The 21,281-nt window shown below is 61.7% G+C and carries 23 protein-coding genes; 12 read left to right on the forward strand and 11 right to left on the reverse strand.

The annotated features are described in order from the left end of the window. Positions 1–6: 6 nt before the first annotated feature. Genes alr through radA form a run of 5 tightly spaced genes read right to left on the reverse strand, consistent with a single transcriptional unit; the run spans position 7 to position 5,041 of the window. Positions 7–1,053 carry an alanine racemase gene (gene alr / locus ACS0VV_RS05935; RefSeq protein WP_483531803.1) on the reverse strand — a complete coding sequence of 349 codons (1,047 nt, stop codon included), beginning with the start codon at positions 1,051–1,053 and terminating at the stop codon, positions 7–9. Continuing rightward, the gene (locus tag ACS0VV_RS05940) at positions 1,040–2,677 is read right to left on the reverse strand and encodes an MFS transporter (RefSeq protein WP_483531804.1); all 1,638 of its coding nucleotides are present in this window, start codon (positions 2,675–2,677) and stop codon (positions 1,040–1,042) included. Before ACS0VV_RS05940 ends, alr begins: the two co-directional genes overlap by 14 nt. 31 nt (positions 2,678–2,708) lie before the next feature. Beyond that, positions 2,709–3,134, reverse strand: coding sequence for an iron-sulfur cluster assembly scaffold protein (locus tag ACS0VV_RS05945; RefSeq protein ID WP_483531805.1), 426 nt, complete (start codon positions 3,132–3,134; stop codon positions 2,709–2,711). After that, positions 3,131–3,661 carry a CvpA family protein gene (locus ACS0VV_RS05950; protein ID WP_483531806.1) on the reverse strand — a complete coding sequence of 177 codons (531 nt, stop codon included), beginning with the start codon at positions 3,659–3,661 and terminating at the stop codon, positions 3,131–3,133. Before ACS0VV_RS05950 ends, ACS0VV_RS05945 begins: the two co-directional genes overlap by 4 nt. 12 nt (positions 3,662–3,673) lie before the next feature. After that, positions 3,674–5,041: a DNA repair protein RadA gene (gene radA, locus ACS0VV_RS05955; protein WP_483531807.1), complete on the reverse strand. Its 1,368-nt coding sequence runs from the start codon at positions 5,039–5,041 to the stop codon at positions 3,674–3,676. A 108-nt stretch (positions 5,042–5,149) separates the two neighbouring features. Here radA and ACS0VV_RS05960 point away from each other — a divergent pair, with 108 nt between their 5' ends. After that, positions 5,150–7,462: a patatin-like protein gene (locus ACS0VV_RS05960; protein ID WP_483531808.1), complete on the forward strand. Its 2,313-nt coding sequence runs from the start codon at positions 5,150–5,152 to the stop codon at positions 7,460–7,462. A 3-nt stretch (positions 7,463–7,465) separates the two neighbouring features. On the opposite strand, the gene dnaJ is transcribed toward ACS0VV_RS05960, so the two are convergent. Genes dnaJ through dnaK form a run of 3 tightly spaced genes read right to left on the reverse strand, consistent with a single transcriptional unit; the run spans position 7,466 to position 10,725 of the window. Then, a complete protein-coding gene (dnaJ, locus tag ACS0VV_RS05965; protein ID WP_483531809.1) occupies positions 7,466–8,593 on the reverse strand; it encodes a molecular chaperone DnaJ in 1,128 nt (375 codons plus the stop codon). Then, a complete protein-coding gene (locus ACS0VV_RS05970) occupies positions 8,590–8,769 on the reverse strand; it encodes a YdeI/OmpD-associated family protein (RefSeq protein WP_483531810.1) in 180 nt (59 codons plus the stop codon). Before ACS0VV_RS05970 ends, dnaJ begins: the two co-directional genes overlap by 4 nt. Before the next feature lie 24 nt (positions 8,770–8,793). Then, entirely contained in the window at positions 8,794–10,725 is a 1,932-nt protein-coding gene (gene dnaK / locus ACS0VV_RS05975; protein ID WP_483531811.1) for a molecular chaperone DnaK, read from the reverse strand. A gap of 172 nt (positions 10,726–10,897) precedes the next feature. Between dnaK and ACS0VV_RS05980 the strand changes: the two genes are divergently transcribed. The 7 genes from ACS0VV_RS05980 to ACS0VV_RS06010 all read left to right on the forward strand — a co-directional run bounded on the left by ACS0VV_RS05980 (position 10,898) and on the right by ACS0VV_RS06010 (position 15,552). Then, positions 10,898–11,422 carry a copper chaperone PCu(A)C gene (locus tag ACS0VV_RS05980; protein ID WP_483531812.1) on the forward strand — a complete coding sequence of 175 codons (525 nt, stop codon included), beginning with the start codon at positions 10,898–10,900 and terminating at the stop codon, positions 11,420–11,422. Next, positions 11,419–11,922 (forward strand): vgr related protein, encoded by a 504-nt coding sequence (locus tag ACS0VV_RS05985; protein ID WP_483531813.1) that lies wholly within the window; start codon positions 11,419–11,421, stop codon positions 11,920–11,922. Before ACS0VV_RS05980 ends, ACS0VV_RS05985 begins: the two co-directional genes overlap by 4 nt. Then, positions 11,919–12,500 (forward strand): hypothetical protein, encoded by a 582-nt coding sequence (locus tag ACS0VV_RS05990; protein WP_483531814.1) that lies wholly within the window; start codon positions 11,919–11,921, stop codon positions 12,498–12,500. Before ACS0VV_RS05985 ends, ACS0VV_RS05990 begins: the two co-directional genes overlap by 4 nt. 121 nt (positions 12,501–12,621) lie before the next feature. After that, entirely contained in the window at positions 12,622–13,539 is a 918-nt protein-coding gene (locus ACS0VV_RS05995) for a hypothetical protein (RefSeq protein WP_483531815.1), read from the forward strand. An 81-nt stretch (positions 13,540–13,620) separates the two neighbouring features. Next, positions 13,621–14,028, forward strand: coding sequence for a hypothetical protein (locus ACS0VV_RS06000; protein ID WP_483531816.1), 408 nt, complete (start codon positions 13,621–13,623; stop codon positions 14,026–14,028). A gap of 25 nt (positions 14,029–14,053) precedes the next feature. Then, on the forward strand, positions 14,054–14,518 hold the full coding sequence (locus ACS0VV_RS06005; RefSeq protein WP_483531817.1) for a hypothetical protein: 465 nt from the start codon (positions 14,054–14,056) through the stop codon (positions 14,516–14,518). 83 nt (positions 14,519–14,601) lie between these two features. Next, on the forward strand, positions 14,602–15,552 hold the full coding sequence (locus ACS0VV_RS06010; RefSeq protein ID WP_483531818.1) for a hypothetical protein: 951 nt from the start codon (positions 14,602–14,604) through the stop codon (positions 15,550–15,552). Positions 15,553–15,564: 12 nt separating this feature from the next. On the opposite strand, the gene grpE is transcribed toward ACS0VV_RS06010, so the two are convergent. Then, positions 15,565–16,134, reverse strand: coding sequence for a nucleotide exchange factor GrpE (gene grpE / locus ACS0VV_RS06015; protein ID WP_483531819.1), 570 nt, complete (start codon positions 16,132–16,134; stop codon positions 15,565–15,567). 9 nt (positions 16,135–16,143) lie between these two features. After that, a complete protein-coding gene (hrcA, locus tag ACS0VV_RS06020; protein WP_483531820.1) occupies positions 16,144–17,187 on the reverse strand; it encodes a heat-inducible transcriptional repressor HrcA in 1,044 nt (347 codons plus the stop codon). 54 nt (positions 17,188–17,241) lie between these two features. Between hrcA and rph the strand changes: the two genes are divergently transcribed. Genes rph through ACS0VV_RS06040 form a run of 4 tightly spaced genes read left to right on the forward strand, consistent with a single transcriptional unit; the run spans position 17,242 to position 20,638 of the window. Next, a complete protein-coding gene (gene rph / locus ACS0VV_RS06025) occupies positions 17,242–17,955 on the forward strand; it encodes a ribonuclease PH (protein ID WP_483531821.1) in 714 nt (237 codons plus the stop codon). Then, positions 17,952–18,581 (forward strand): RdgB/HAM1 family non-canonical purine NTP pyrophosphatase, encoded by a 630-nt coding sequence (gene rdgB, locus ACS0VV_RS06030; RefSeq protein WP_483531822.1) that lies wholly within the window; start codon positions 17,952–17,954, stop codon positions 18,579–18,581. Before rph ends, rdgB begins: the two co-directional genes overlap by 4 nt. A 9-nt stretch (positions 18,582–18,590) precedes the next feature. After that, entirely contained in the window at positions 18,591–19,742 is a 1,152-nt protein-coding gene (gene hemW, locus ACS0VV_RS06035) for a radical SAM family heme chaperone HemW (protein WP_483531823.1), read from the forward strand. After that, the gene (locus tag ACS0VV_RS06040) at positions 19,739–20,638 is read left to right on the forward strand and encodes a tyrosine recombinase XerC (RefSeq protein WP_483531824.1); all 900 of its coding nucleotides are present in this window, start codon (positions 19,739–19,741) and stop codon (positions 20,636–20,638) included. The genes hemW and ACS0VV_RS06040 overlap by 4 nt, the downstream gene beginning before the upstream one ends. On the opposite strand, the gene ACS0VV_RS06045 is transcribed toward ACS0VV_RS06040, so the two are convergent. Continuing rightward, the gene (locus ACS0VV_RS06045; RefSeq protein ID WP_483531825.1) at positions 20,635–21,249 is read right to left on the reverse strand and encodes a DedA family protein; all 615 of its coding nucleotides are present in this window, start codon (positions 21,247–21,249) and stop codon (positions 20,635–20,637) included. The genes ACS0VV_RS06040 and ACS0VV_RS06045 overlap by 4 nt on opposite strands. Between the last annotated feature and the right edge of the window lie 32 nt (positions 21,250–21,281).

The raw sequence follows: 21,281 nt of genomic DNA on the forward strand, positions 1-21,281 counted from the left end.
GTTGTTCTAGATTCTCGCAAAGCGCTGGCCGAGGACGGTAAGAATTTCATACTGGGATAGTCCCGAACGGCGCGAGACTTCGGGCAATTTGCAAGGGATTTCAAGGAAATCCCCTTCCTTGGCTCCGCTCTCGCTGGCGTCGACGACAACCATGTCCATCGATACGCGGCCAAGCAGTGGCAGCGCCTTGCCTTCGTGCTGCAATGCACAGCCCGGCCCCATCTGGCGAAGGAATCCGTCGGCGTAACCGATGGAGACGGTCGCCACGCGGGTCGGTTTGGTCGCCGTCCACGTAGCGTTGTAGCCTACGCTTTCGCCCGCTTCGAGATTGCGCACTTGCAGGATTGCCGCTGCAGGAAAGGCGACTTGTCTGATGCGGCCTTCAAGCGCGGGATGCGGGACGCCGCCATAGAGCGCGAGGCCGGGGCGCGTGAGGTCACAAGCGAAGTCCGCCCCCCGCGCAATGCCCGCCGAATTGGCAAGACTGAGGTGCTTAGCCGAAACAGACGCAGCAGCTTCGCGAAAGCGTTGCAGTTGCAGCGCGTTGAGCGGGCTGTCCTCGTCTGCTGACGCCAGATGCGACATCAGCGTGTCGATGTTGAGCGCCTGAATGGCCGGATCGCCCACTTCGGAAGGCGCGATGCCGAGGCGGTTGATGCCGGTATCGACCATCAGGTGGCACGGGCCTCCACCGCTTGCCGACCAGACCTGCGCCTGCTGCAACGAGTTGATAACGGGAATGGCACCCGTAGCCCGCGCATAGGCGGCCTCCTGATCGTTCCGCACGCCATGCAGCACGCTAACGCTTGCCTGCGCCGCCAATGCGCGGACGGCGCCAACCTCGCTCCAATGCGCGACGAAGAAACTGCGCGCACCCGCTTCCAGTAAAGCGGGCACTGCTGCCTCCACGCCCACGCCATAGGCATTGGCCTTTACCGCCGCGCCCGTCTCCGCTTCGCCGGAAAGCGCATCGAGCACCCGCCAGTTATCCGCGATCGCCGCGCGGTCGATGCGCAGGCGCAGGCTGCGCTGGGGTTCGTCAGGAATGGTCATCGGCAAAGTCTGTCGGCGGTCCGTCCTTCAGGCCCCACCATGCCACCGCGACCCCGAAGGCGACCACAACCCATGTATACCAAAGGCCGGAATAGATATCGCCCGTGCGCGCCACGATGATACTGGAAATCAGCGGCAGAAACCCGCCGAGATAGCCCGCGCCGATGTGATAGGGGATCGACATCGAGGAATAGCGGATCTGTGCCGGGAACATTTCGGTCAGCAGCGCGGCGACCGAACCGTAGGTGAGCGCGGACAACACGCCCAGCACCAGCAACAGGCCGATAATGCCCAGAACGCTGGCAAAGGGCGGCGACTGGCGTTCGAAATCGAAGCCATAGGGCGTGAGCGCTGCGATAAGGCCCTCGCTGCGCGCGGTGCCGCTGTCCAGCCAGTCCGCCCCGATGCTGAGTGGCTCGCCGTTTACCGCAAGGCCAAGCGTATCGGCCTCGGCAATCGTGTAGCTCACCCCGCTTGCTGTGAGTGTATCGAGAATCTTGCCGCAATCGCTCTGCTCCGCGCCCGCCAGTTCGGCAAAGGGATCGGTCGTGCATTGCTGTCCGCTCACTACCACCGGGTTGTCAGTAGAGGCTTGCGCCAGGCCCGGATTGGCGAGCGAACCCATCGCCCAGAACACCGGGAACAGCAGCGCCAATGCGCCAAGCGCACCGATGATGATCGGCTTCTTGCGCCCCACACTGTCCGACCATTTGCCGACGATGACGTAGAACGCCATCGACAACCCGCCCGCGATCAACAGGATCCATTCGACCAGCCCCTGCTCCATCCGCATCGGCCCGCGCAGGAAGGACAGGCTGGAGAAGAACGCGGTGTACCAGATCGTCGTCAGCACGCCGGTAATGCCGAACAGCGCGATGAAAATGCGCTTCTTGTTGCCGGGATAGGTGAAACTTTCGACAAAAGGATTGCCCGCCATCTTGCCCGCCGCCTTCATCGCCTTGAACACGGGGCTTTCGGACAGTTTCAGTCGCATCCATAGCGAAATGCCGAGCAGGATGATCGAGAGCAGGAACGGAATGCGCCAGCCCCACTCCTCAAAATCCTCCTCCGGAATCAGCGCACGGCAGGCGAGCACCACGAGGATCGAGAGCACGAAGCCGCCGACCACGCTCGCCTGGATAAAGCTGGTGTAGAAACCGCGCTTTTCCGGCGGCGCGTGTTCGGCCACGTAGATCGCCGCTCCGCCATATTCGCCGCCCAGCGCGAGGCCCTGGATAATGCGCAGGCAGATGACGATGATCGGCGCGGCTATCCCGGCTGTCTCGACCGTGGGGATCAGGCCGACGCCCGCCGTGGCTATCCCCATCAGCGTGACCGTGACGAGGAAGGTGTATTTGCGCCCCAACTTGTCTCCCAGATAGCCGAAGAGGATCGCGCCAATCGGCCGGAAAGCAAAGCCCACCGCAAAGGTCGACCACACCAGCAACAGGCCCAGTGTCTCGTTGTCGACATCGTAGAATGCGTCTTTGAGAATGTAGGCGAGCGTGCCGTATATGAAGAAATCATACCATTCGAACACCGTGCCCGCACTGCTCGCCCCGATGACGAGGCGGATTTCCTTGGCGCTTGGCTGATGTTCGGCGATGGCTGCTGTGTCCGCCATTGGCTCTCCCCTTAAACTCTTTTGCGGCGGGTTAGCGCGAAGCGGGGACGCTGGAAAGTGCCTCGCGCGCGGCCTTCCACGGCAACAGCATGGCACTATGGCGCGCAGGGTAGTCGAGCGCGGCGGCAACCAGATCGAGACCGGGCCAATCAGGCTGCTCGCCCTCGCCCGTCAGCCAGTTCTCTAGGCTTGCCAGAGCGGCTGCAATATCGCTCTCGCTCTTGCCGTTCGCGTGACGCGCGAAGACCGCAGCGGCAGCTTGGCCCACCGCGCAGGCGCGTGCTTGCAATCCGATAGCTTCGATAGCCCCCTCACCCGATAGCACAAACTGCACGCTCACTTCAGAGCCGCAAGTGCTAGAGCGTGCCCGGCCCTGTGCATCGGGCGTCGGTAGCGGTGGATAATCCGCCAGCTCGACCGCTGCGGCAAGCATGGCGGGCGTGTAGAGCGTGCTCACTCGGGCCCGACTTCGGCTTCTGGCTCGCTTTGCAGCCGCTCGCGCCGCTCGTCGATCAGCTGCACCATTGCCCGCGATCCCGCATCGACCAGCTGGTAAGTGCGCGCTTCGGTAATCCATTGTGGACGGCCCTGCGCGCCCCAGACCGTGTCATAGCCCAGCACCAGCAGCGAAAAGGCGATGACCGTGATGATGATCCCCTTCATCGCGCCGAAGCCAAAGCCGAGCACGCGGTCGATCGGGCCGAGCACCGAATTGCGCGATTTGCGCCCGGCGATGCTCGCGATAAGCTTCATCCCGGCATAGGGCACCAGCAGCAGGAGTGCGAAGGCCAGAATGCTCGCCGTGACGGGCGAGCCCATGTAACCGAAAATCGCCGCGGTCAGATCGGTGTGGAGAAATCGGATCGCGAAAACGGCGAGCAGCCACGCGGCAAGCGAGAGCACTTCCTGCACGAAACCGCGCATGAAACCTGCGATGGCGCCCACTCCCACGAGCAGGAGCACGATGATGTCGAAACCCGTCATAGCTCCTGTGATTTAGGAGCCTGCCATCACCCGGTCAACGAGCGCGGACACTCCGGCGATGTCTTTATACCCGAGCGATGCCACATCTTTCGCGCCGTCCACGGGGCCGCAGGCGCTGGTAAAGCCCAGCTTGGCCGCCTCGCGCAGCCGCAGGGATGTGTGCGCGACTGGTCGCACTTCGCCCGAAAGCGAGACTTCGCCCAGCCAGATCGCGCTGGCCGGAAGCGGTTTGTCAGCCAGCGCGGAGATCAATGCTGCGGCCACTGCGAGATCGGCAGCGGGATCTGACAGGCGGTAACCGCCTGCGACGTTGAGATAGACTTCGGCCGTCGAGAAGCTGAGCCCGCAGCGCGATTCGAGCACGGCGAGGAGCATGGCGAGCCTGCCGCTATCCCAGCCGACCACCGCACGGCGCGGGGTCGCGCCTGATTGTAGGCGGACGATCAGCGCCTGTATCTCCACCAGCACGGGCCGCGTTCCCTCGATGGCCGGAAACACCGCGCTTCCCGCGATGGGCTCTTCGCGGCCGGAGAGGAAGAGCGAGGACGGGTTGGAAACTTCTTCCAGCCCCTTCCCTTCCATGGCGAACACACCGATTTCATCGACCGCGCCGAAGCGGTTCTTCAAGGAGCGCAGGATGCGGTACTGGTGGCTGCGCTCGCCTTCGAAGCTCATGACCGTATCGACCATGTGCTCAAGCACACGCGGGCCTGCGATATTGCCGTCTTTGGTCACATGGCCGACCAGCACAAGGCAGGTGCCGGTCTGCTTGGCGTAGCGGATCAGTTCAAAAGCGCTGGCGCGCACCTGGCTGACCGTGCCCGGCGCGCCTTCGATCATGTCCGAATGCATCGTCTGGATCGAATCGACCACCAGCAGATCGGGCGCGCCATGGGTGCCGAGCGTGGTCAGAATATCGCGGACCGAAGTCGCCGCCGCCAGCCGGAGCGGCGCATCGGCAAGGCCCAGCCGCTTGGCGCGCATCCGCACCTGTCCGGTTGCTTCCTCGCCGCTGACATACACAACATCGCCGCCGCTCTTGGCGATCTTCGCGGCCGCTTGCAGCAAGAGCGTGGATTTGCCGATTCCCGGCTCCCCGCCCATCAGGATCGCGCATCCGGGGACGAGACCGCCGCCCAGCGCGCGGTCAAATTCCGCCAAGCCCGTTGTGCGGCGATCCAGCGGCTTGGTCGGCGCATCGAGCGCTTCGAACACTATGGAGCGCCCGCCGCTCGACAGATCATGCTTCGCCGCGAATTTGGTTTCGGGCGCATCCTCGACCAGCGTGTTCCATTCCTGGCAGTCAGCGCACTGGCCCTGCCAGCGGGTAGCGACGCTGCCGCATTCAGTGCACACATAGCGTTTCTTGGGTTTGGCCATGCGGCTGACCTAACCGGAACATAAATGGAACGCAAGGCGCGATGAAAGCGGCGGATAGGGTTTTGCGCACCCTTTGCCTGCTCGCTGCAATCTGGCACCTAGGTTCCCATGCGGCAGAAAGAGTTACGCATTGCCTTGGTGTGTTACGGCGGGGTCAGCCTCGCGGTCTATATGCACGGGGTTACCAAGGAAATCTGGAAGCTTGCCCGCGCCAGCCGTGATTACCATAGTGACGATGCCCCGGCTCAAGCCGGTGTCGAAGGCGTGTATCAGGCACTGCTCCGTCGTATCGAGAGCAGCTACGGTCTGCGCCTGCGGATGCTGCCTGATATCATCACCGGCGCGAGCGCGGGCGGGATCAATGCTGTCTTCCTCGCGCAGGCGATCCATTCGGGACAGAGCCTGGAGCCGCTCACCGATCTCTGGCTCGACAATGCCGATGTAGAAAAGCTGATCGACGAAGAGGCACGGCCTTGGTCGGATATCGCTTCCAAGCCCTATATGCGGCCCTTGGTGTGGTATCTCACCAACCGGCCGGGCAATGTGGTGAGCGAGAATGTCGCCAAGGAAACACGCGCCGAAGTGCGGCGGAAGATTTCCAATCTGGTGCGAGGGCGCTGGTTCGAACCGCCCTTTTCCGGCCCCGGCTTCACCCGTCTGTTGTATAACGCCTTGCAAGCGATGGCGGAGCAGCCGCATGACGCGCCGCTTTTGCCGCCCGGCCATCCGGTCGATTTGCTGGTCACCACTACGGATTATCGCGGGCACAAGGAGCTGCTCCGCCTGAATAGTCCGCCATTGGTCGAGGAAACTGAGCACCGGATGCCGGTGTGCTTCCGTTCCCCCACCCCCGTTTCCGGCGGGAATGATCTGGCGCACCGCTGTGAATTGACCTTTGCCGCGCGCGCCACTGCGAGCTTTCCCGGAGCCTTTCCGCCGCTAGGCCTTGCCGAGGTGGACGCGCTCGACCCTCACGGGTGGAGCAACCGGACGCATTTTTTGCGGCGCATAATGCCAGCCCATGTCGAGCGCGGGACAGTCGATTATGTGGCGCTTATCGATGGTTCGGTGCTCAACAATGCGCCGTTTGAAGGCGCCATGGCCGGATTGAGCGCGCGACCCGCCCAGCGCGAGGTTGACCGGCGCTTTGTCTATATCGATCCTTCTCCGCGCAAGAAGGCAATGCAGCGCGGCGAGGCTGTGAAGCCGGTCGGTTTCTTCGGCGCGATCATCGGTTCGATCTCCACCATCCCGCGCGAACAGCCGATCCGCGACAATCTGGAGGTGCTGGAGAAGCAGACGCGCGAGGCACACAAACTACGCGATATGGTCGCCGCGCTGCGCCCCGAAGTCGAAGGCGCGGTGGAGAAGCTGTTCGGGCGCACACTGTTCCTCGACAAGCCAACGCCCAAACGCCTCGCCATCTGGCGTGGCCGCGCCCAGGCGGCAGTCGTCGAACAGGCGGGCTTTGCCTTCCAGTCCTACGCGCAGGCGAAACTGGCGGGCATTATCGAACGGCTTGCCGAACTGGCAGTCGGCTCCGCGCCGGCCGACGAGGCGATCAGCGCCCAGACGGTTGAATTGCAATTGCGCCGCTCGATTGATGCGCGAGACCTCGGCAAGATTGCCAACGGCAAAGGCGGCGCGAACGAGGCGGCGATTGCGTTCCTGCGCGATCACGATCTCGCCTACCGCGTGCGCCGCCTGCGCCTGTTGGCGCGGCGCCTTTCGCGCGAGTGGGACGCTGACCCCGATATGCCCGATGCAGATCTGGAAGCGGCGCGCGAGCAGGTTTATCGCGCGCTGGCGCTCTATTTCGAGAAGGAGGCAGCGGACAATCTGGGTGATGGCTTTGCCGAGATTGCTGCACGGGCAAGCACGGAGCCGGAGGCCTATCTCGCCGAACTCGCCCGCCGCCGGGCCTTGCGCGAGGCAGATACGGCGGCGGAGCAAATTCTTGCCGAAGCGTTGCAGGCCATGCCTAAAGATCTGCGCCGCCGGGTGTTGCTGACCTATCTCGGCTTCCCATTCTACGATGTCGCAACCCTGCCCTTGTTGCGCAATGAGGGTCTCACGGAATTCGATCCGGTCAAGGTCGACCGCATCAGCCCGGACGATGCTACTACCTTGCGCGAAGGCGGTACCGAGGCGACGTTGCGCGGCACCGAATTCTTCAATTTCGGCGCCTTTTTCAGCCGTTTCTACCGCGAGAACGATTACCTGTGGGGCCGCCTCCACGGTGCGGAGCGGATGATTGACCTTGTCTGTTCCACCGTACCCGGCGGTTTCGCCGATGCCGAAAAGCTGGCATTCAAGCGCGATGCTTTTCTGGCGATTTGCGACGAGGAAGCGGCGCGCGGATCATGCAGGCGCGGCCTGATCGACGGATTGCGTGCGGAGATTGTGGCCAAGCTAGGCTAGGCGTTAACCGCCGAACGCCTCTTTCAGTTTGTCGAAGAAGCCGCGGCTTTGCGGGCATTCTTCACCCGTTTCGGTTTCACGGAATTCGCAGAGGATTTCCTTCTGGCGGCTCGTCAGCTTTGTCGGTGTTTCGACCTGCACCTCCACCACCAGATCGCCTCGCCCGCGCCCTTGCAGCACGGGCATACCCGCGCCGCGTTTGCGCAATTGCTTGCCCGACTGGATACCGGCGGGAATCTCGATTTCGTGCGTTTCGCCGTCAAGTCCGGGAATGTCGATTGTGTCGCCCAGCGCAGCAGTCGTGAAGCTGATCGGCACGCGGGTGAACAATGCGGTGCCTTCGCGTTCGAAAACGGCGTGCGGCTTCACATGGACAAAGATGTAGAGATCGCCTGCCGGTGCACCGCGCGGCCCTGCCTCGCCTCTGCCGGAGAGGCGGATGCGGGTTCCGGTATCAACGCCTGCGGGAATATCGACCTGCAGCTTCTGCATCGTGTCGCTGCGCCCTTCCCCGCGGCAGGAACGGCACGGTGCCTCGAGCACTTCGCCCGAACCGCTGCAATTGGGACAGGGGCGCTCGATAACGAAAAAACCCTGCTTGGCGCGCACTTTGCCCGCGCCGTGGCACAGCTCGCAGCGGCGGCTTGACGTGCCCGGTTCTGCACCGGAGCCCGCGCAGGTCTTGCACGCGGTGGAGACTTCGACCTCGATTTCGCTGCTTTTGCCGTGGAAGGCATCTTCGAGCGAAATCTGCATATCATAACGCAAGTCGGCCCCGCGCCGTGGGCGTGCGCGGCCTCCCCCGGCGGCGCCGCCAAAGGCGCTGCCGAAAATCGTTTCGAAGATATCGCCCAGATCGCCAAAGTCCTGCCCGCCCATACCGCCGGGCCCGCCGCCGCCATTCTGGAACGCTGCGTTGCCATAGCGGTCGTAAGCGGCGCGCTTCTGCTCATCCTTCAGGATGTCATAGGCGGCGCTGATCGCCTTGAACCGCGCCTCTGCCTCGGCATCGCCCGGATTGCGGTCCGGGTGATACTGCATGGCGAGCTTGCGATAGGCGGATTTGATCGTCGCGGCATCAGCATTGCGGCTGACACCGAGCAGCTCGTAAAAGTCGATTTCTGCGCTCATGAGATAGGTTTTGTCAGGCGCTCTATCATGCCATCTATGCGGCGAGCGCGCGTCTCCGGCTTTTTCGCTTCTTCAATCCAGCGCAGATATTCGCGCTGGTGGGAGGGGGGAAGCGCATCCATGGCTGCAAGAGCCTGCGGATGTGCAGCAAGTGCGTCCGCGATATCCTTGTCCATTATGCGCCTCCCCCGAGAGCGTGATCAGCCCTTGTTCTCGTCGTCGACTTCGGTGAATTCGGCCTCGACAACCTCCTCATCCGCAGCCGCCGCGTCCGCCGACGCTGCTGCATCGGCTGCTGCATCGGCACCTTCGGCCTGCGATTTTTCGTAGATCGCCTGACCCATTTTCATCGCCGCTTCGGTGAGCTTCTGGCTCTTGTCCTTCATCACCTCGACATCGTCGCCTTCCAGCGCGGTCTTGGCTTCGGCCAGAGCGGTTTCGATTTCACCCTTGATCGATGCGTCAACCTTGTCGCCGTTTTCGGACAGCTGCTTCTCGGTTGCGTGGACCATGGAATCGAGATTGTTGCGGACTTCGGCTGACTCGCGGCGCTTCTTGTCTTCATCGGCGAACTTTTCGGCATCCTGCACCATCTGTTCGATATCGGCGTCGGAAAGACCGCCCGATGCCTGGATGCGGATCTGCTGTTCCTTGCCCGTGCCCTTGTCCTTGGCGGACACGTTCACGATGCCGTTCGCGTCGATGTCGAAGGTCACTTCGATCTGCGGCACGCCGCGCGGAGCAGGCGGAATGCCGACAAGGTCGAACTGGCCGAGCAGCTTGTTGTCCGCCGCCATTTCACGCTCGCCCTGCGAGACGCGGATTGTCACGGCGTTCTGGTTGTCCTCCGCCGTCGAATAGACCTGCGTCTTCTTGGTCGGGATCGTCGTGTTCCGATCGATCATGCGGGTGAACACGCCGCCCAGAGTCTCGATACCCAGCGACAGCGGGGTGACATCGAGTAGCAGCACGTCCTTCACATCGCCCTGCAACACGCCGGCCTGGATGGCCGCGCCCATGGCGACGACTTCATCGGGATTGACGCCGGTATGCGGCTTCGAGCCGAAGAATTCTTCCACGACTTCGCGCACCTTCGGCATACGGGTCATGCCGCCGACAAGGATCACCTCGTCGATGCCATCCTTGGAGACGCCGGCATCTTCCAGCGCTTTCTTGCACGGCTCGAGCGTGCGCTTGATAAGGTCGCCCACCAGTTGTTCGAGCTTGGAACGGGTGATCGTCTCAACGAGGTGCAACGGAGTGGAGGAACCATCTTCCATGCGCGCCGTGATGAACGGCAGGTTCACTTCGGTCTGCTGGCTGCTCGACAGTTCGATCTTCGCCTTTTCGGCAGCTTCTTTCAGACGCTGTAGCGCAAGCTTGTCCTTGCGCAGGTCCATGTTTTCCTTCGATTTGAACTGGTCAGCCAGATATTCGACAATCGCATTGTCGAAATCTTCGCCGCCGAGGAAGGTATCGCCATTGGTCGACTTCACTTCGAACACGCCGTCGCCGATTTCGAGGACCGAGATATCGAAGGTGCCGCCGCCAAGGTCATACACGGCGATGGTCTTGCCGTCGTTCTTGTCCATGCCATAGGCAAGCGCGGCCGCAGTCGGTTCGTTGATGATACGCTCGACTTCAAGTCCGGCGATCTGGCCTGCGTCCTTGGTTGCCTGACGCTGCGCATCGTTGAAGTAGGCAGGCACGGTGATGACGGCCTTGGTCACCGTTTCACCGAGATAGCTTTCGGCGGTTTCCTTCATCTTTTGCAGGATGAAGGCGGAAATCTGGCTGGGGGAATAATCTTCACCGCCCGCATTGACCCAAGCATCGCCATTCTTGCCCTTCACGATGTTGTAAGGGACAATATCCATGTCTTTCTTGGTGGTAGGATCATCGAACCGGCGGCCGATCAGGCGCTTGATCGCGAACAGCGTGTTGTCCGGATTGGTGACCGCCTGCCGCTTTGCCGGCTGGCCGATCAGACGTTCGCCATCCTTGGTGAAGGCGACGATCGAAGGCGTGGTGCGTGCGCCTTCGGAATTTTCGATAACCTTGGGCTTGCCGCCTTCCATCACGGACACGCAGCTGTTGGTGGTGCCAAGGTCGATACCGATAATCTTGCTCATAATTCCCCATCTCTTTCATATTGGACGCTGCGCTTTCGGCCTCCCGCCAGTCCGGCAAAGCCACTCGGCAGCTCATAAAAGCTGTGTAACGAGGGCGGATATAGGCGCGCTTTTGCTTGGCACAAGGGACACTTGCCCCTAGAAAATCGGCATTGTCTTACGGGGAAACACAATGATGACGAAGCTTGGTTTGAACGGAATCGCGGTGCTGGCCGCTACGCTTGCGCTGGCTGCCTGCGGTGGCGAAGCGGAAGCGCCGGCAGAGGTTGCGGGTGACTGCCCGCCGGGTGTCGCGGTAACCGATGGCTGGCTGTCGCTGCCTGCGGTGGAGGCCAATCCGGGAGCGATTTATTTCACCATCGGCAACACGGGTGAGCGCACCTACATGATCCGCGCGGCCGAAGTGCTGGGCGCCGAAAGCGCTATGATGCATGACACCAGCACCTGGGCGATGGAAGTCGTGATGAACGAACTGCCGCAAGTCGGCCTCGCGCCTGGCGACAGTGTGGTGTTCGAGCCGGGCGGCAAGCACATTATGGCCATGGGTATCGGCGAAGGCGTTGTTGCCGGCGGCGAAACCGAAGTCACGCTGACCTTTGCCGGCGGAGACAAGTGCAGCTTTACCGTTGAGGCCTATCCGGCGGGTGAAACGCCCGAAGGCTTTACCCCCAGCGGCGAAGGCGACGAGGCGGCGTGAGCGATAACGGGGCGCTTGCCTGCCCCGTGGGGGGCGAGCGCCCGCTGACACCGGGCGAGATTGCCCTCGCCCGAAGCATTTTCGGACGCGCGATCGACTACGCCAAAGTCACGATAAGGCGGCGTAAATGGGCGTTTTTCCAGCCCAAGCGGGTGACCATGGCGCCGCGCGGCCACATCCATTTCCACCCGCTGGGCGAAGTCTATTGCGACGATTTCGCCAGCGCCCCGCTGCACCGGCAGGCGCTGTTCATCCACGAAATGGTGCATGTCTGGCAGACCCAGACCCGCGGAGACTGGTATCTGGTCACCCGACGGATGCCGTGGGCGCGCTATGACTACGCGCTGAAACCCGGCTGGAAGCTGGAGGAGTACGGGATCGAGCAGCAAGCGCGGATCGTCGAACACGCCTTTTTGCTGCGCAACGGGATCAAGCTGCGCGGGGTCGCCGATGCCGCGGCGTATGAGCGGCTGGTCGATTTTCCCGGAGCCACCGGATGAGCGATTTCGAATTCATTTTCGTGATCTACGCGCTCATCCTCGGCCTTTCGCTAGTCGAGCTGTTGGGCGGGTTCGGGCGCGCGCTGGAACTGTCTTTCGCGCGCGATGCCGAACAGCGCGATGATACGTTCAAGATCGGCTGGCTGACGCCGCTAATGGCGGTATTTGTGATGATCGACCTCATGTCGTTCTGGCTTTTTGCCTGGACCATCCGCCCCCTGATAACCGTTTCGGCCCCGATGCTGCTAGGAGTCGTGGCTTTTTCCAGCGCCTATTATCTGGCCGCACGGCTGGTTTTCCCGACCGATCCCAACCGCTTCCGCGATCTCGACACGCATTACTTCCGCGTGGCCCGCACGATTTTCGGCATCTTGATTGCACTGGTGCTGGTGCAATGGGCCTATCTGCTGTCGCTGGAAAATGTCCGCGAACAGATCATAACACCGCTTTCCATCGGTCTGACAGTGTTTTTCATATTCCTGATGGGCACAGCAATGCTATGGCGGAACCGTCACGTGCAGGCTGTCCTGCTGGTTGCGTTGAGCGTGCGCTACCTGGTCTTGTATCTGGTGGTTTGACGCGGTTGCCAGCTTAACGGGAGATTGAACGGGCAATACACAATCGGTTAACGTGGTCGCTTCCACACAAGGGACAGGTCGCAGCCAACAAGAGACGAAGACCATAAGGGGGTAATATAAAATGAGGACTGTATTTACCGTTTCCGCTGTGCTCGCCGCAGCCATCGCCGGGCCAGTTGCTGCACAAGACATTAGCGGCAATGCGACCTATGAAACCGTTTCGCTGACGGGCGGGTTTGCCAACGATCCCTATATTGTGCCGGTCACATCGGGTGGCCTGACCGATATCAGCTATATCGACGGGTGCCGCGGCTACATCGCCACCAATCCCGATGTGCGGCTGTATTTTGAAGCCGGTTCGCTCCCGCTGATCCTGTCGGCAACGTCGGATGCGGACACCACCATCGTCATCAACGGGCCGGACGGCAACTGGTATTGCGACGATGATTCGGGCGGCAATCTCAATCCGATGGTGCAGTTCTCGCCCGCGATGTCAGGCCGCTATGAAATCTGGGTCGGCACCTATGGCAGCACGGACAATTATCCTGCCACGGTCAACATTTCCGAGCTGTATGGCCCGTCAGGCGACATGATCGGCCTCGACACCTATCTGCAAGATTATGTGCCGAGCGGCGGGCCCGACGTAAACGGAACGCCGATTTTCGAGACGGTTACCTTGCGTGCGGGCTACACACCCGATCCCTACATTGTCTCGCTTGCTTCGGGCGGCACCAACGATGCGTCCCAAGTCGCTAGCGGCTGCCGTGGTTACATCGCGACCTCGCCCGATGTCCGCCTCAATTACTCTGCCGGTTCGCTTCCGCTGATCCTGTCGGTCAATTCCAACGCGGACACCACGCTGGTGGTCAACGGACCGGACGGCAATTGGTATTGCGATGATGACGGCGGCAACGGCCTCAACCCGTCGCTGCGCTTCGGCAGCCCGATGTCGGGCCGTTACGAGATCTGGGTTGGCACCTATGGCAGCACCGATAACGCCGCTGCAGACCTGCACATTTCGGAGCTTTACAGCCAGTAAAGCCCACTTTTCGGAGAACCAACTGTGAAACTTGCTTTTTCTGTTGCGGCAATGGTTGCCGCCTGCATCTCTGCGCCTGCAATGGCGCAGGACGTCAATGCCGATCCCATCTTCGCGACGGTCAACCTGACGGTCGGATTTACGCCCGATCCCTATGTGGTGAACCTTGCGTCGGGTGGCACCAATGATGCGAGCAATCTGGGCAATGGTTGCCGCGGATTTATCGCGACCTCGCCCGACGTGCGGCTGAACTACAGCGCCGGTTCGCTGCCGCTGATCCTGTCGGTCAACTCGTCGGCAGATACGACGATTGTCGTCAACGCTCCCGACGGGCGTTGGTATTGCGACGATGACGGCGGCAACGGCCTCAATCCGTCGCTGCGCTTCGGCAGCCCGATGTCGGGCCGCTATGAAATCTGGGTCGGCACCTATGGCAGCACCGGCAATGCCAGCGCGCAGCTGCACATTTCGGAACTTTACAGTCAGTAAAGTTCTATTTTCTGGAGAACCTATTGTGAAATTTGCTTTTTCTGTTGCGGCAATGGTTGCCGTCTGCGTTTCTGCGCCCGCAATTGCGCAGGACGTTAATGCCGATCCGATTTACGGTACCGTCACCCTGTCGGCCGGATTTACCCCCGATCCTTTCGTGGTCGACCTCCGTTCGGGTGGAACCAATGACGCGAGCAATCTCGGCGCTGGTTGCCGCGGTTTCATCGCTACCTCCCCCGACGTGCGGCTGAACTACAGCGCCGGTTCGCTCCCGCTGATCCTTTCGGTCAATGCGACGCCGGACACCACCATTGTCGTCAATGCACCTGATGGCCGCTGGTATTGCGACGATGACGGCGGCAACGGCTTCAACCCGTCGTTGCGTTTCGGCGCCCCGATGTCGGGCCGTTACGAAATCTGGGTCGGCACCTATGGCAGCACCGACACAGCACGTGCGCAGCTGCATATTTCGGAGCTGTACAGCCAGTAAACATCCCGTTTGCTTTGGGGGGCTATGCGCTCCGGGGAGCGCAAGAGAAAGGCGGGGCCGCAAGGCTCCGCCTTTTGACATTCTTGGGGCTGCGCATTAGCCCAGCGGTTGGTCGCGCGAATCTGGGGGGCGAAGTGATGCGGGTCTTATCTTTTTTGGCGTTCTTTTTGGGTGCCTGCGGATTGCTTCCGGTCGGCGTTCAGGCACAAGACTACACGCTCGACCCGAATTATGGGACCATTCCGCTTAATTCATACATTTATCCGGATCCTTATACTATCAACGTACAGTCCGGTGGAAGTGTGGACGCCTCGACGCTCGGAAGCCCCTGCGTAGGATTTATCTCCGATGCGCCGGATCTCAGGGCCAATTACCAGGCAGGCAGTGCCCCCCTAATAATCGGTGTCCAATCGGATGCAGATACGACGCTTATTATAAACATGCCTGACGGTTCGTGGGTGTGCGACGATGACAGTGGGTTTTTGCTAAATCCGCTCGTCAGTCTCGATGTTCCAGCAAGCGGTCAGTATGATATTTGGGTCGGCTCCTATGGCGAACAGACATATCACGATGCCGTGCTTAGTTTCACATCCAATTCTTACGCGCCCCAAAATTTGCCTGAAATCTACACCGATCCTAATGCTCGGCCTCTGTTTGGCGGGACGTCGTTGTATTCAGGTTTCACCCCCGATCCCAGCAGATATCGTGTTCGTGCTGGTGGGCCAAGCCAGGCGCGGCTGCTCGGAAGCGCCTGCGCCGGTTACCTTAGCGTAGAACCGACCATGCGTCTGTATTTCAGTGCAGGAAAGTTTCCGCTCTATTTCATGGCTGAATCCTCACAAGACACCACTCTTGTCGTGCGCACGCCAGACCAGCTGTGGTATTGCGATGATGATAGCGGCGGGAACCTGAATCCGGCGCTCGTGTTCAACCAGCCGCGTTCCGGTGAATATCTGGTCTGGCTCGGAAGCTATGTCGCGGACGAGGAACCCTATGCCGAGTTGCTTTTCAGCGAGCTCGGCCCCGGCAGATAACCCGCATTTCGATCAGTCCGGCTTCTTCGCCACCGCCACCATTGCGGGCCGCAGCAGGCGGTCGCGGATCATGTAGCCTGCCTGCATTTCCTGCACGATAGTGCCGGGTTCGGCATCATCGCTGGGGATTTCCATCATAGCCTGATGCTGGTTCGGGTCGAGCGGCAGGCCCATGGCGGCGATGCGGGTGATGCCGTGCTGGGCAAAGGCTTTTTCCAGCTCGCGCTGCGTCGCCTCAATCCCTATCACCAGACCCTTGAACTTCGCATCCTCGCGCAATTCGGCAGGAACCGCCTCGATCGCGCGGGCGAGATTGTCGGCGATGCCCAGAATATCGCGGGCAAAGCCGGTGGCGGCATAGGCGCGCGCGTCCGCCACGTCCTTTTCCATCCGGCGGCGTACATTCTGCGTTTCCGCCTTGGCGTAGAGCACTTCTTGCTGCGCGGTCTCCAGATCAGCTTTCAGCGCCGCAATCGCTTCGCCAGCGTCCCCACCTTCATCATCATCCGCAAGGAATTCTTCGGGAACCCCAGCCAATTCCTTTTCAACCGCTTCATCGCGGTCGTGTTCTTTATCGATCATTGTGTCCTGCTAACCTATCCGTTTACCCAGCGATTGGGCCGTAAAATCAACCATGGGAATAATCCGCGCGTAATTCAACCGCGTGGGGCCAATCACGCCGAGCACGCCGACAACCTTGCCCGTGCGATCCCGATAGGGCGCCGCGATGACCGAAGAACCGCTCAAAGAAAAGAGGCGATTTTCCGCACCGATGAAAATACGCGTCGCATCAGCCTTGCGCGCGCGTTCGAGCAGGCTGGCGACAGACTGTTTGTTTTCCAGATCATCCAGCAAGGAACGCACCCGCTCAATATCCGAAAGCGCCGCGTCATCGAGCAAATTGGCCTGCCCCCGGACAATCAGCACCGGTCGGTTCGCCCCGTCCTCGCTCCAGACCGCGATCCCGGCTTCGACCAGCTCTGCCGAGGCGGCATCGAGCGCCGATTTTCCGGAGGCTATTTCTGCCTGCACCGCCTGTGCGGCCTCCGCAAGCGTGCGTCCCGCCAGTTGCGCGGTGATATAGTTTCCCGCCTGCTCAAGCGCGGCAGGCGATACCGCCGCGCCCCAATCGACCACGCGGTTTTCGACATTGCCGTCTTCTCCCACCAGCACTGCGAGTGCCCGCGTCCCGTCGAGCGCAACGAAGCGCATTTGTGCCAGCTTGGGTTCGCGTCGTGGAACCATCACCATGCCCGCTGCACCCGAAATGTCCGACAGGATCGCGCTGGTTTTTTCTAGCGCCGCTTCGATTGGCCCCGGCTCGGCCAGCTGCTTTTCGATCGCAGCGCGCTCCTCCGCAGTGGGTTCCGCCACCTGCATAATTCCATCGACAAACAGGCGCAGGCCGCTTTCAGTGGGCATCCGTCCCGCACTGGTATGCGGCGCGGCGAGCAGGCCAACCTGCTCCAGATCGCTCAGCACACTGCGGATGGATGCAGGAGAGAGGTTCAGTCCGCCGCTTTGGGCGATGGCCTTGGAGCCAACCGGCTGCCCGCTCGCCAAATAGTCCTCGACCACCAAACGGAAAATATCGCGCGCGCGGTCTGTCAGTTCATGGATGGGCGGTGATGGCATGACAGCGCCTTATCTAGTCGCTAGTGCCGCCTACGCAAACTTTTGGAGATTCCCATGCGACCTTCCGGCCGTGCGCCCGACGAAATGCGCGCCATCACGATCGAAACCGGCTTTACCAAGCATGCCGAAGGATCGTGCCTTATCAGCTTTGGCGATACGCGGGTGCTGTGCACCGCGAGTATCGAGCGCGGCGTCCCGCCATGGATGCGCGGCAAGGGTTCGGGCTGGGTCACGGGCGAGTATTCGATGCTTCCCCGCGCCACGCACACCCGCGGCGCGCGCGAGGCAGCGCGCGGCAAGCAGAGCGGGCGGACGCAGGAAATCCAGCGCCTGATCGGGCGCTCCTTGCGCGCAGTGGTCGATCTGGAAAAGCTGGGTGAACGGCAGATCACGCTCGATTGCGACGTGTTGCAGGCCGATGGCGGAACGCGCACCGCGTCGATTTCCGGCGCATGGGTTGCGCTGCGACTTGCCGTGAACACCCTGCTGGCGAGCGGCGAATTGAAGGCTGATCCCATTACCGCCAAGGTCGCAGCGGTGTCTTGCGGAATAGTCGACGGCACACCTGTGCTGGATCTCGACTACCCCGAAGATTCTGCCGCCGATGCCGATGCCAATTTTGTGCTGATCGAAGGCGGCCAGATCGCCGAAGTGCAAGCGACCGCAGAAGGCGCGACCTATGACGAGGAAGCATTGCTGCGCCTTCTTCGTCTCGCGCAAATGGGTTGCGGTGAGATTTTCCGTGCGCAAGCTGCGGCAACGCAATGACGCGCAGGCTCGGCAGCGGAAAGCTCGTTATCGCCACGCATAATGCGGGCAAGTTGAAGGAGATTTCCGCTCTCCTCGCGCCGTTTGGTTTGGAGTGTATCTCTGCCGGATCGCTGGGTCTGCCCGAGCCCGCCGAAACCGGCACCACCTTTGTCGCCAATGCGCTGATCAAAGCGCGCGCAGCGGCGGAGGCGTCGGGCCTCCCAGCTCTCGCCGATGATAGCGGGCTATCGGTGGCGGCATTGGGTGAGCGACCGGGGGTCTACACCGCCGACTGGGCCGAGCGGCAGTGGTTCGAAGGCGAACCGGGCCGCGACTGGTATATGGCGATGGGCAAGGTTGAGGGAATGTTGCAAGCAAAGGGCGCAGATACGCCGCGCAATGCGTGGTTCTCCTGCGTTCTGGCGGTCGCTTGGCCCGATGGTGAGCACGCCGTCTATGAAGGCCGCGTCGATGGTTCGCTGACATGGCCTCCGCGCGGCGAGATGGGGTTTGGCTATGATCCGGTGTTTGTCCCGACTGGCCGCGAGCACACCTTCGCCGAGCTACAGCCGGAAGAAAAGCACGCGATGAGCCACCGCGCCGATGCTTTTGCGAAATTGAAAGCCGAGCAGTTCGGGGTTTAACAGCGCATTATGGCGCGCGCGCTCTATATCCACTGGCCCTTTTGCCTCGCCAAATGCCCCTATTGCGATTTCAATTCGCACGTGCGCGAGAGCGTGGATGCGGTGCTTTGGCAGGAGAGCCTTCTCGCTGACTTGCGATATGAGGCGACGCTAGCGGGTGGCGAGGCGTTGGACTCGATCTTCTTTGGCGGCGGCACGCCTTCGCTCATGCCCCCTGCCCTGGTTGCCGCGCTGCTGGCGGAGGCGGAAAGGCTTTGGGGCTTCGCGCCGGGGATCGAGATCACGCTTGAAGCCAACCCCTCCTCGGTCGAAGCGTCCAAATTCGCCGACTTGGCGGTAGCGGGGGTCAACCGCGTGTCGCTGGGCTTGCAATCCTTGGACGATGACGCCTTGCGCTTTCTGGGCCGGTTGCACGGGGTTGAAGAGGGGCTGAAAGCCCTCGAAACCGCGCAAAAGGCGTTTGAGCGGGTGAGTTTCGACCTGATCTATGCCCTGCCCGACCAGAGCCTCGAGCAGTGGCGCAAGCAGCTGGCGCGCGCGCTGGATTTCGGCACCGGACACCTCTCGCTTTACCAGCTCACGATCGAACCCGGCACGCGGTTCGAGACGATGGTGCGCCGCGAGGATTTTACCCCGCTCGATGATGACTCGGCGGCAGATCTGTTCGCCCTCACCCGCGAAATGACCGCAGCGGCAGGCCTTCCCGCTTACGAAATCAGCAACCATGCCCGCCCCGGCGAGGAAAGCCGGCACAATCTCGCCTATTGGCGCTATCAGGACTACGCCGGCATCGGCCCGGGGGCGCATGGGCGGCGCGGCGGTTTTGCGACGGTGCGACACAAGAAGCCGGAGAATTGGCTGACGGCGGTGGAGCGCAACGGCTCGGGCTTGCAGGAGGAACGCAAGCTCGGCGTTGCGGAGCAGGCTTCCGAGGCGCTGCTCATGGGACTGCGGCTGACGGAGGGCGTTGATCTGGCCGACTTGGCCGCGCGCTTCGCGTTGACTGAGGCTACGCTGGTCGATCCGTCAGAAGTCGAGCGACATTCCGCGATTGCTCTCGTCCGGCGTGAAGGCTCGCGGTTGCTTGTGACCGACGCAGGGATGCCATTGCTGGATGCATTGCTCGCAAGGCTGGTGGCTGACGAGTTGGTGCGGGCATGAGCAGCGGCAACAGCATCCTCTCCCAATGGCGCGAGCATCTGGAAACCGCGCGCCGCCGCTCGCCGCATACGGTGCGGGCCTATGTCGCCACTGCGCAGCGTTTGGCCGAACGGCTTGCGCTCACGGACTGGCCGGAGATTGCTGCACTCACAACCCGCGATCTGCGCGGACAAATGGCGCATCGGCGGGCCGAGGGTCTCAGCAATGTCTCCGCCGCACGCGAATTGTCCGCGCTCAAAGCCTTCGTCGCCTATGGCCGCGATCAGGTAGGGGCTGATCCCGGAACTGCACCTCGCCTTCGCGGGCCGCGCATAAAGAAGGGTATCCCCCGCCCCGTCACGCCCGATGAAGCAAGCAATCTGGTCGAAACCATTGCCGAGAGCGGCGATGCCGCATGGATCGGCCTACGCGATGCGGCTGTCCTGCTGCTGATGTACGGCGCGGGGATGCGGATTGCCGAGGCGCTCTCGCTAAAAGCCAGCGACCTGCCGTTGGGTGAAACGCTGGTCGTCACCGGCAAGGGACGCAAGCAGCGCGTCGTGCCACTGCTCCCCATCGTGCGCGAGGCGGTGGCGCGCTATGCCGAGGCGTGCCCTCACATGCTTACCGGCGACACGGCGCTGTTTCGCGGTGTCAAAGGCGGCGCGCTTAGTCAGGGGATGGTGCAGAAGGCAATGGCGCGGGCGCGCAAGGTGCTCGGTCTGCCCGAAACCGCGACACCGCACGCCCTGCGGCACAGCTTCGCTACGCATCTGCTCGGATCGGGTGCCGATTTGCGCAGTCTGCAGGAACTTCTCGGCCATGCGAGCCTTGGTTCGACGCAGATTTACACGCAGGTCGATGAGGCGAAAATGCTCGAAGCCTATCGCTCGGCGCATCCACGCGAGAAGGACTAATCCTTGTCCCGCTCGGCGCGCGGCACCCATGTAAACACGCGGTAGAGATAGCCCGCCACCGCCGCCACGCAGAAGCCGATGATAATCCAGCCGAGTACGTCCTGCGATTCCTTGAGATAGGTGCTCAGCCATACCCCGCCGATGATAAGCGCAGCGTTCCAGATCAGCGATCCGGCAAAGGTGAACGCCAGAAACTTCCATTTGGGCATGTGCACCAGGCCTGCGGGCAGCGAGATGATCGTGCGCAAGAACGGGCTGAAGCGAAGGAAAAAGATAACCCAGTGGCCGTGCTTGGCGAAGAAGACTTGCGCGCGCGCGATGTCACTCCAGTCAACGGTTAGCCAGCGGCCCCAACGGTCGACCAGCGGTTCCAGCCGTTCGTATCCGTAGACATCGCCCAGCCAATACCAGAAGTAATTGCCGATTACCGTGCCGCTCGTGCCGATAAGCAACAGCGGCCAGAATGCCATCTCGCCTCGCTCCACCAGCACGCCGCCAATCCCCATGATGACTTCGCTGGGAACCGGCGGAACGACGTTCTCCAGCACCATCAAGAGGAAGATGCCGAAATATCCGCCGCGCGCGATAGCCTCGATAATCAGCTCATCCACGGCGCACGCAATCACAAATAAGGCGTTGGCTA

It is taken from the genome of Aurantiacibacter sp. KMU-128 (assembly GCF_056933515.1).

Bases quoted from the DNA above. Each gene is read 5' to 3' on its own strand.
- hemW (WP_483531823.1), top strand. From the start codon at position 18,591: ATGGCGCGCGCGCTCTATATCCACTGGCCCTTTTGCCTCGCCAAATGC.
- ACS0VV_RS05950 (WP_483531806.1), bottom strand. From the start codon at position 3,661: ATGACGGGTTTCGACATCATCGTGCTCCTGCTCGTGGGAGTGGGCGCC.
- ACS0VV_RS05940 (WP_483531804.1), bottom strand. From the start codon at position 2,677: ATGGCGGACACAGCAGCCATCGCCGAACATCAGCCAAGCGCCAAGGAA.
- ACS0VV_RS05990 (WP_483531814.1), top strand. From the start codon at position 11,919: ATGAGCGATTTCGAATTCATTTTCGTGATCTACGCGCTCATCCTCGGC.
- ACS0VV_RS05970 (WP_483531810.1), bottom strand. From the start codon at position 8,769: ATGGACAAGGATATCGCGGACGCACTTGCTGCACATCCGCAGGCTCTT.
- radA (WP_483531807.1), bottom strand. From the start codon at position 5,041: ATGGCCAAACCCAAGAAACGCTATGTGTGCACTGAATGCGGCAGCGTC.
- rdgB (WP_483531822.1), top strand. From the start codon at position 17,952: ATGACGCGCAGGCTCGGCAGCGGAAAGCTCGTTATCGCCACGCATAAT.
- ACS0VV_RS06000 (WP_483531816.1), top strand. From the start codon at position 13,621: ATGGCGCAGGACGTCAATGCCGATCCCATCTTCGCGACGGTCAACCTG.
- dnaJ (WP_483531809.1), bottom strand. From the start codon at position 8,593: ATGAGCGCAGAAATCGACTTTTACGAGCTGCTCGGTGTCAGCCGCAAT.
- grpE (WP_483531819.1), bottom strand. From the start codon at position 16,134: ATGATCGATAAAGAACACGACCGCGATGAAGCGGTTGAAAAGGAATTG.
- ACS0VV_RS06040 (WP_483531824.1), top strand. From the start codon at position 19,739: ATGAGCAGCGGCAACAGCATCCTCTCCCAATGGCGCGAGCATCTGGAA.
- ACS0VV_RS05960 (WP_483531808.1), top strand. From the start codon at position 5,150: ATGCGGCAGAAAGAGTTACGCATTGCCTTGGTGTGTTACGGCGGGGTC.
- rph (WP_483531821.1), top strand. From the start codon at position 17,242: ATGCGACCTTCCGGCCGTGCGCCCGACGAAATGCGCGCCATCACGATC.
- alr (WP_483531803.1), bottom strand. From the start codon at position 1,053: ATGACCATTCCTGACGAACCCCAGCGCAGCCTGCGCCTGCGCATCGAC.
- hrcA (WP_483531820.1), bottom strand. From the start codon at position 17,187: ATGCCATCACCGCCCATCCATGAACTGACAGACCGCGCGCGCGATATT.
- ACS0VV_RS05980 (WP_483531812.1), top strand. From the start codon at position 10,898: ATGATGACGAAGCTTGGTTTGAACGGAATCGCGGTGCTGGCCGCTACG.
- dnaK (WP_483531811.1), bottom strand. From the start codon at position 10,725: ATGAGCAAGATTATCGGTATCGACCTTGGCACCACCAACAGCTGCGTG.
- ACS0VV_RS05995 (WP_483531815.1), top strand. From the start codon at position 12,622: ATGAGGACTGTATTTACCGTTTCCGCTGTGCTCGCCGCAGCCATCGCC.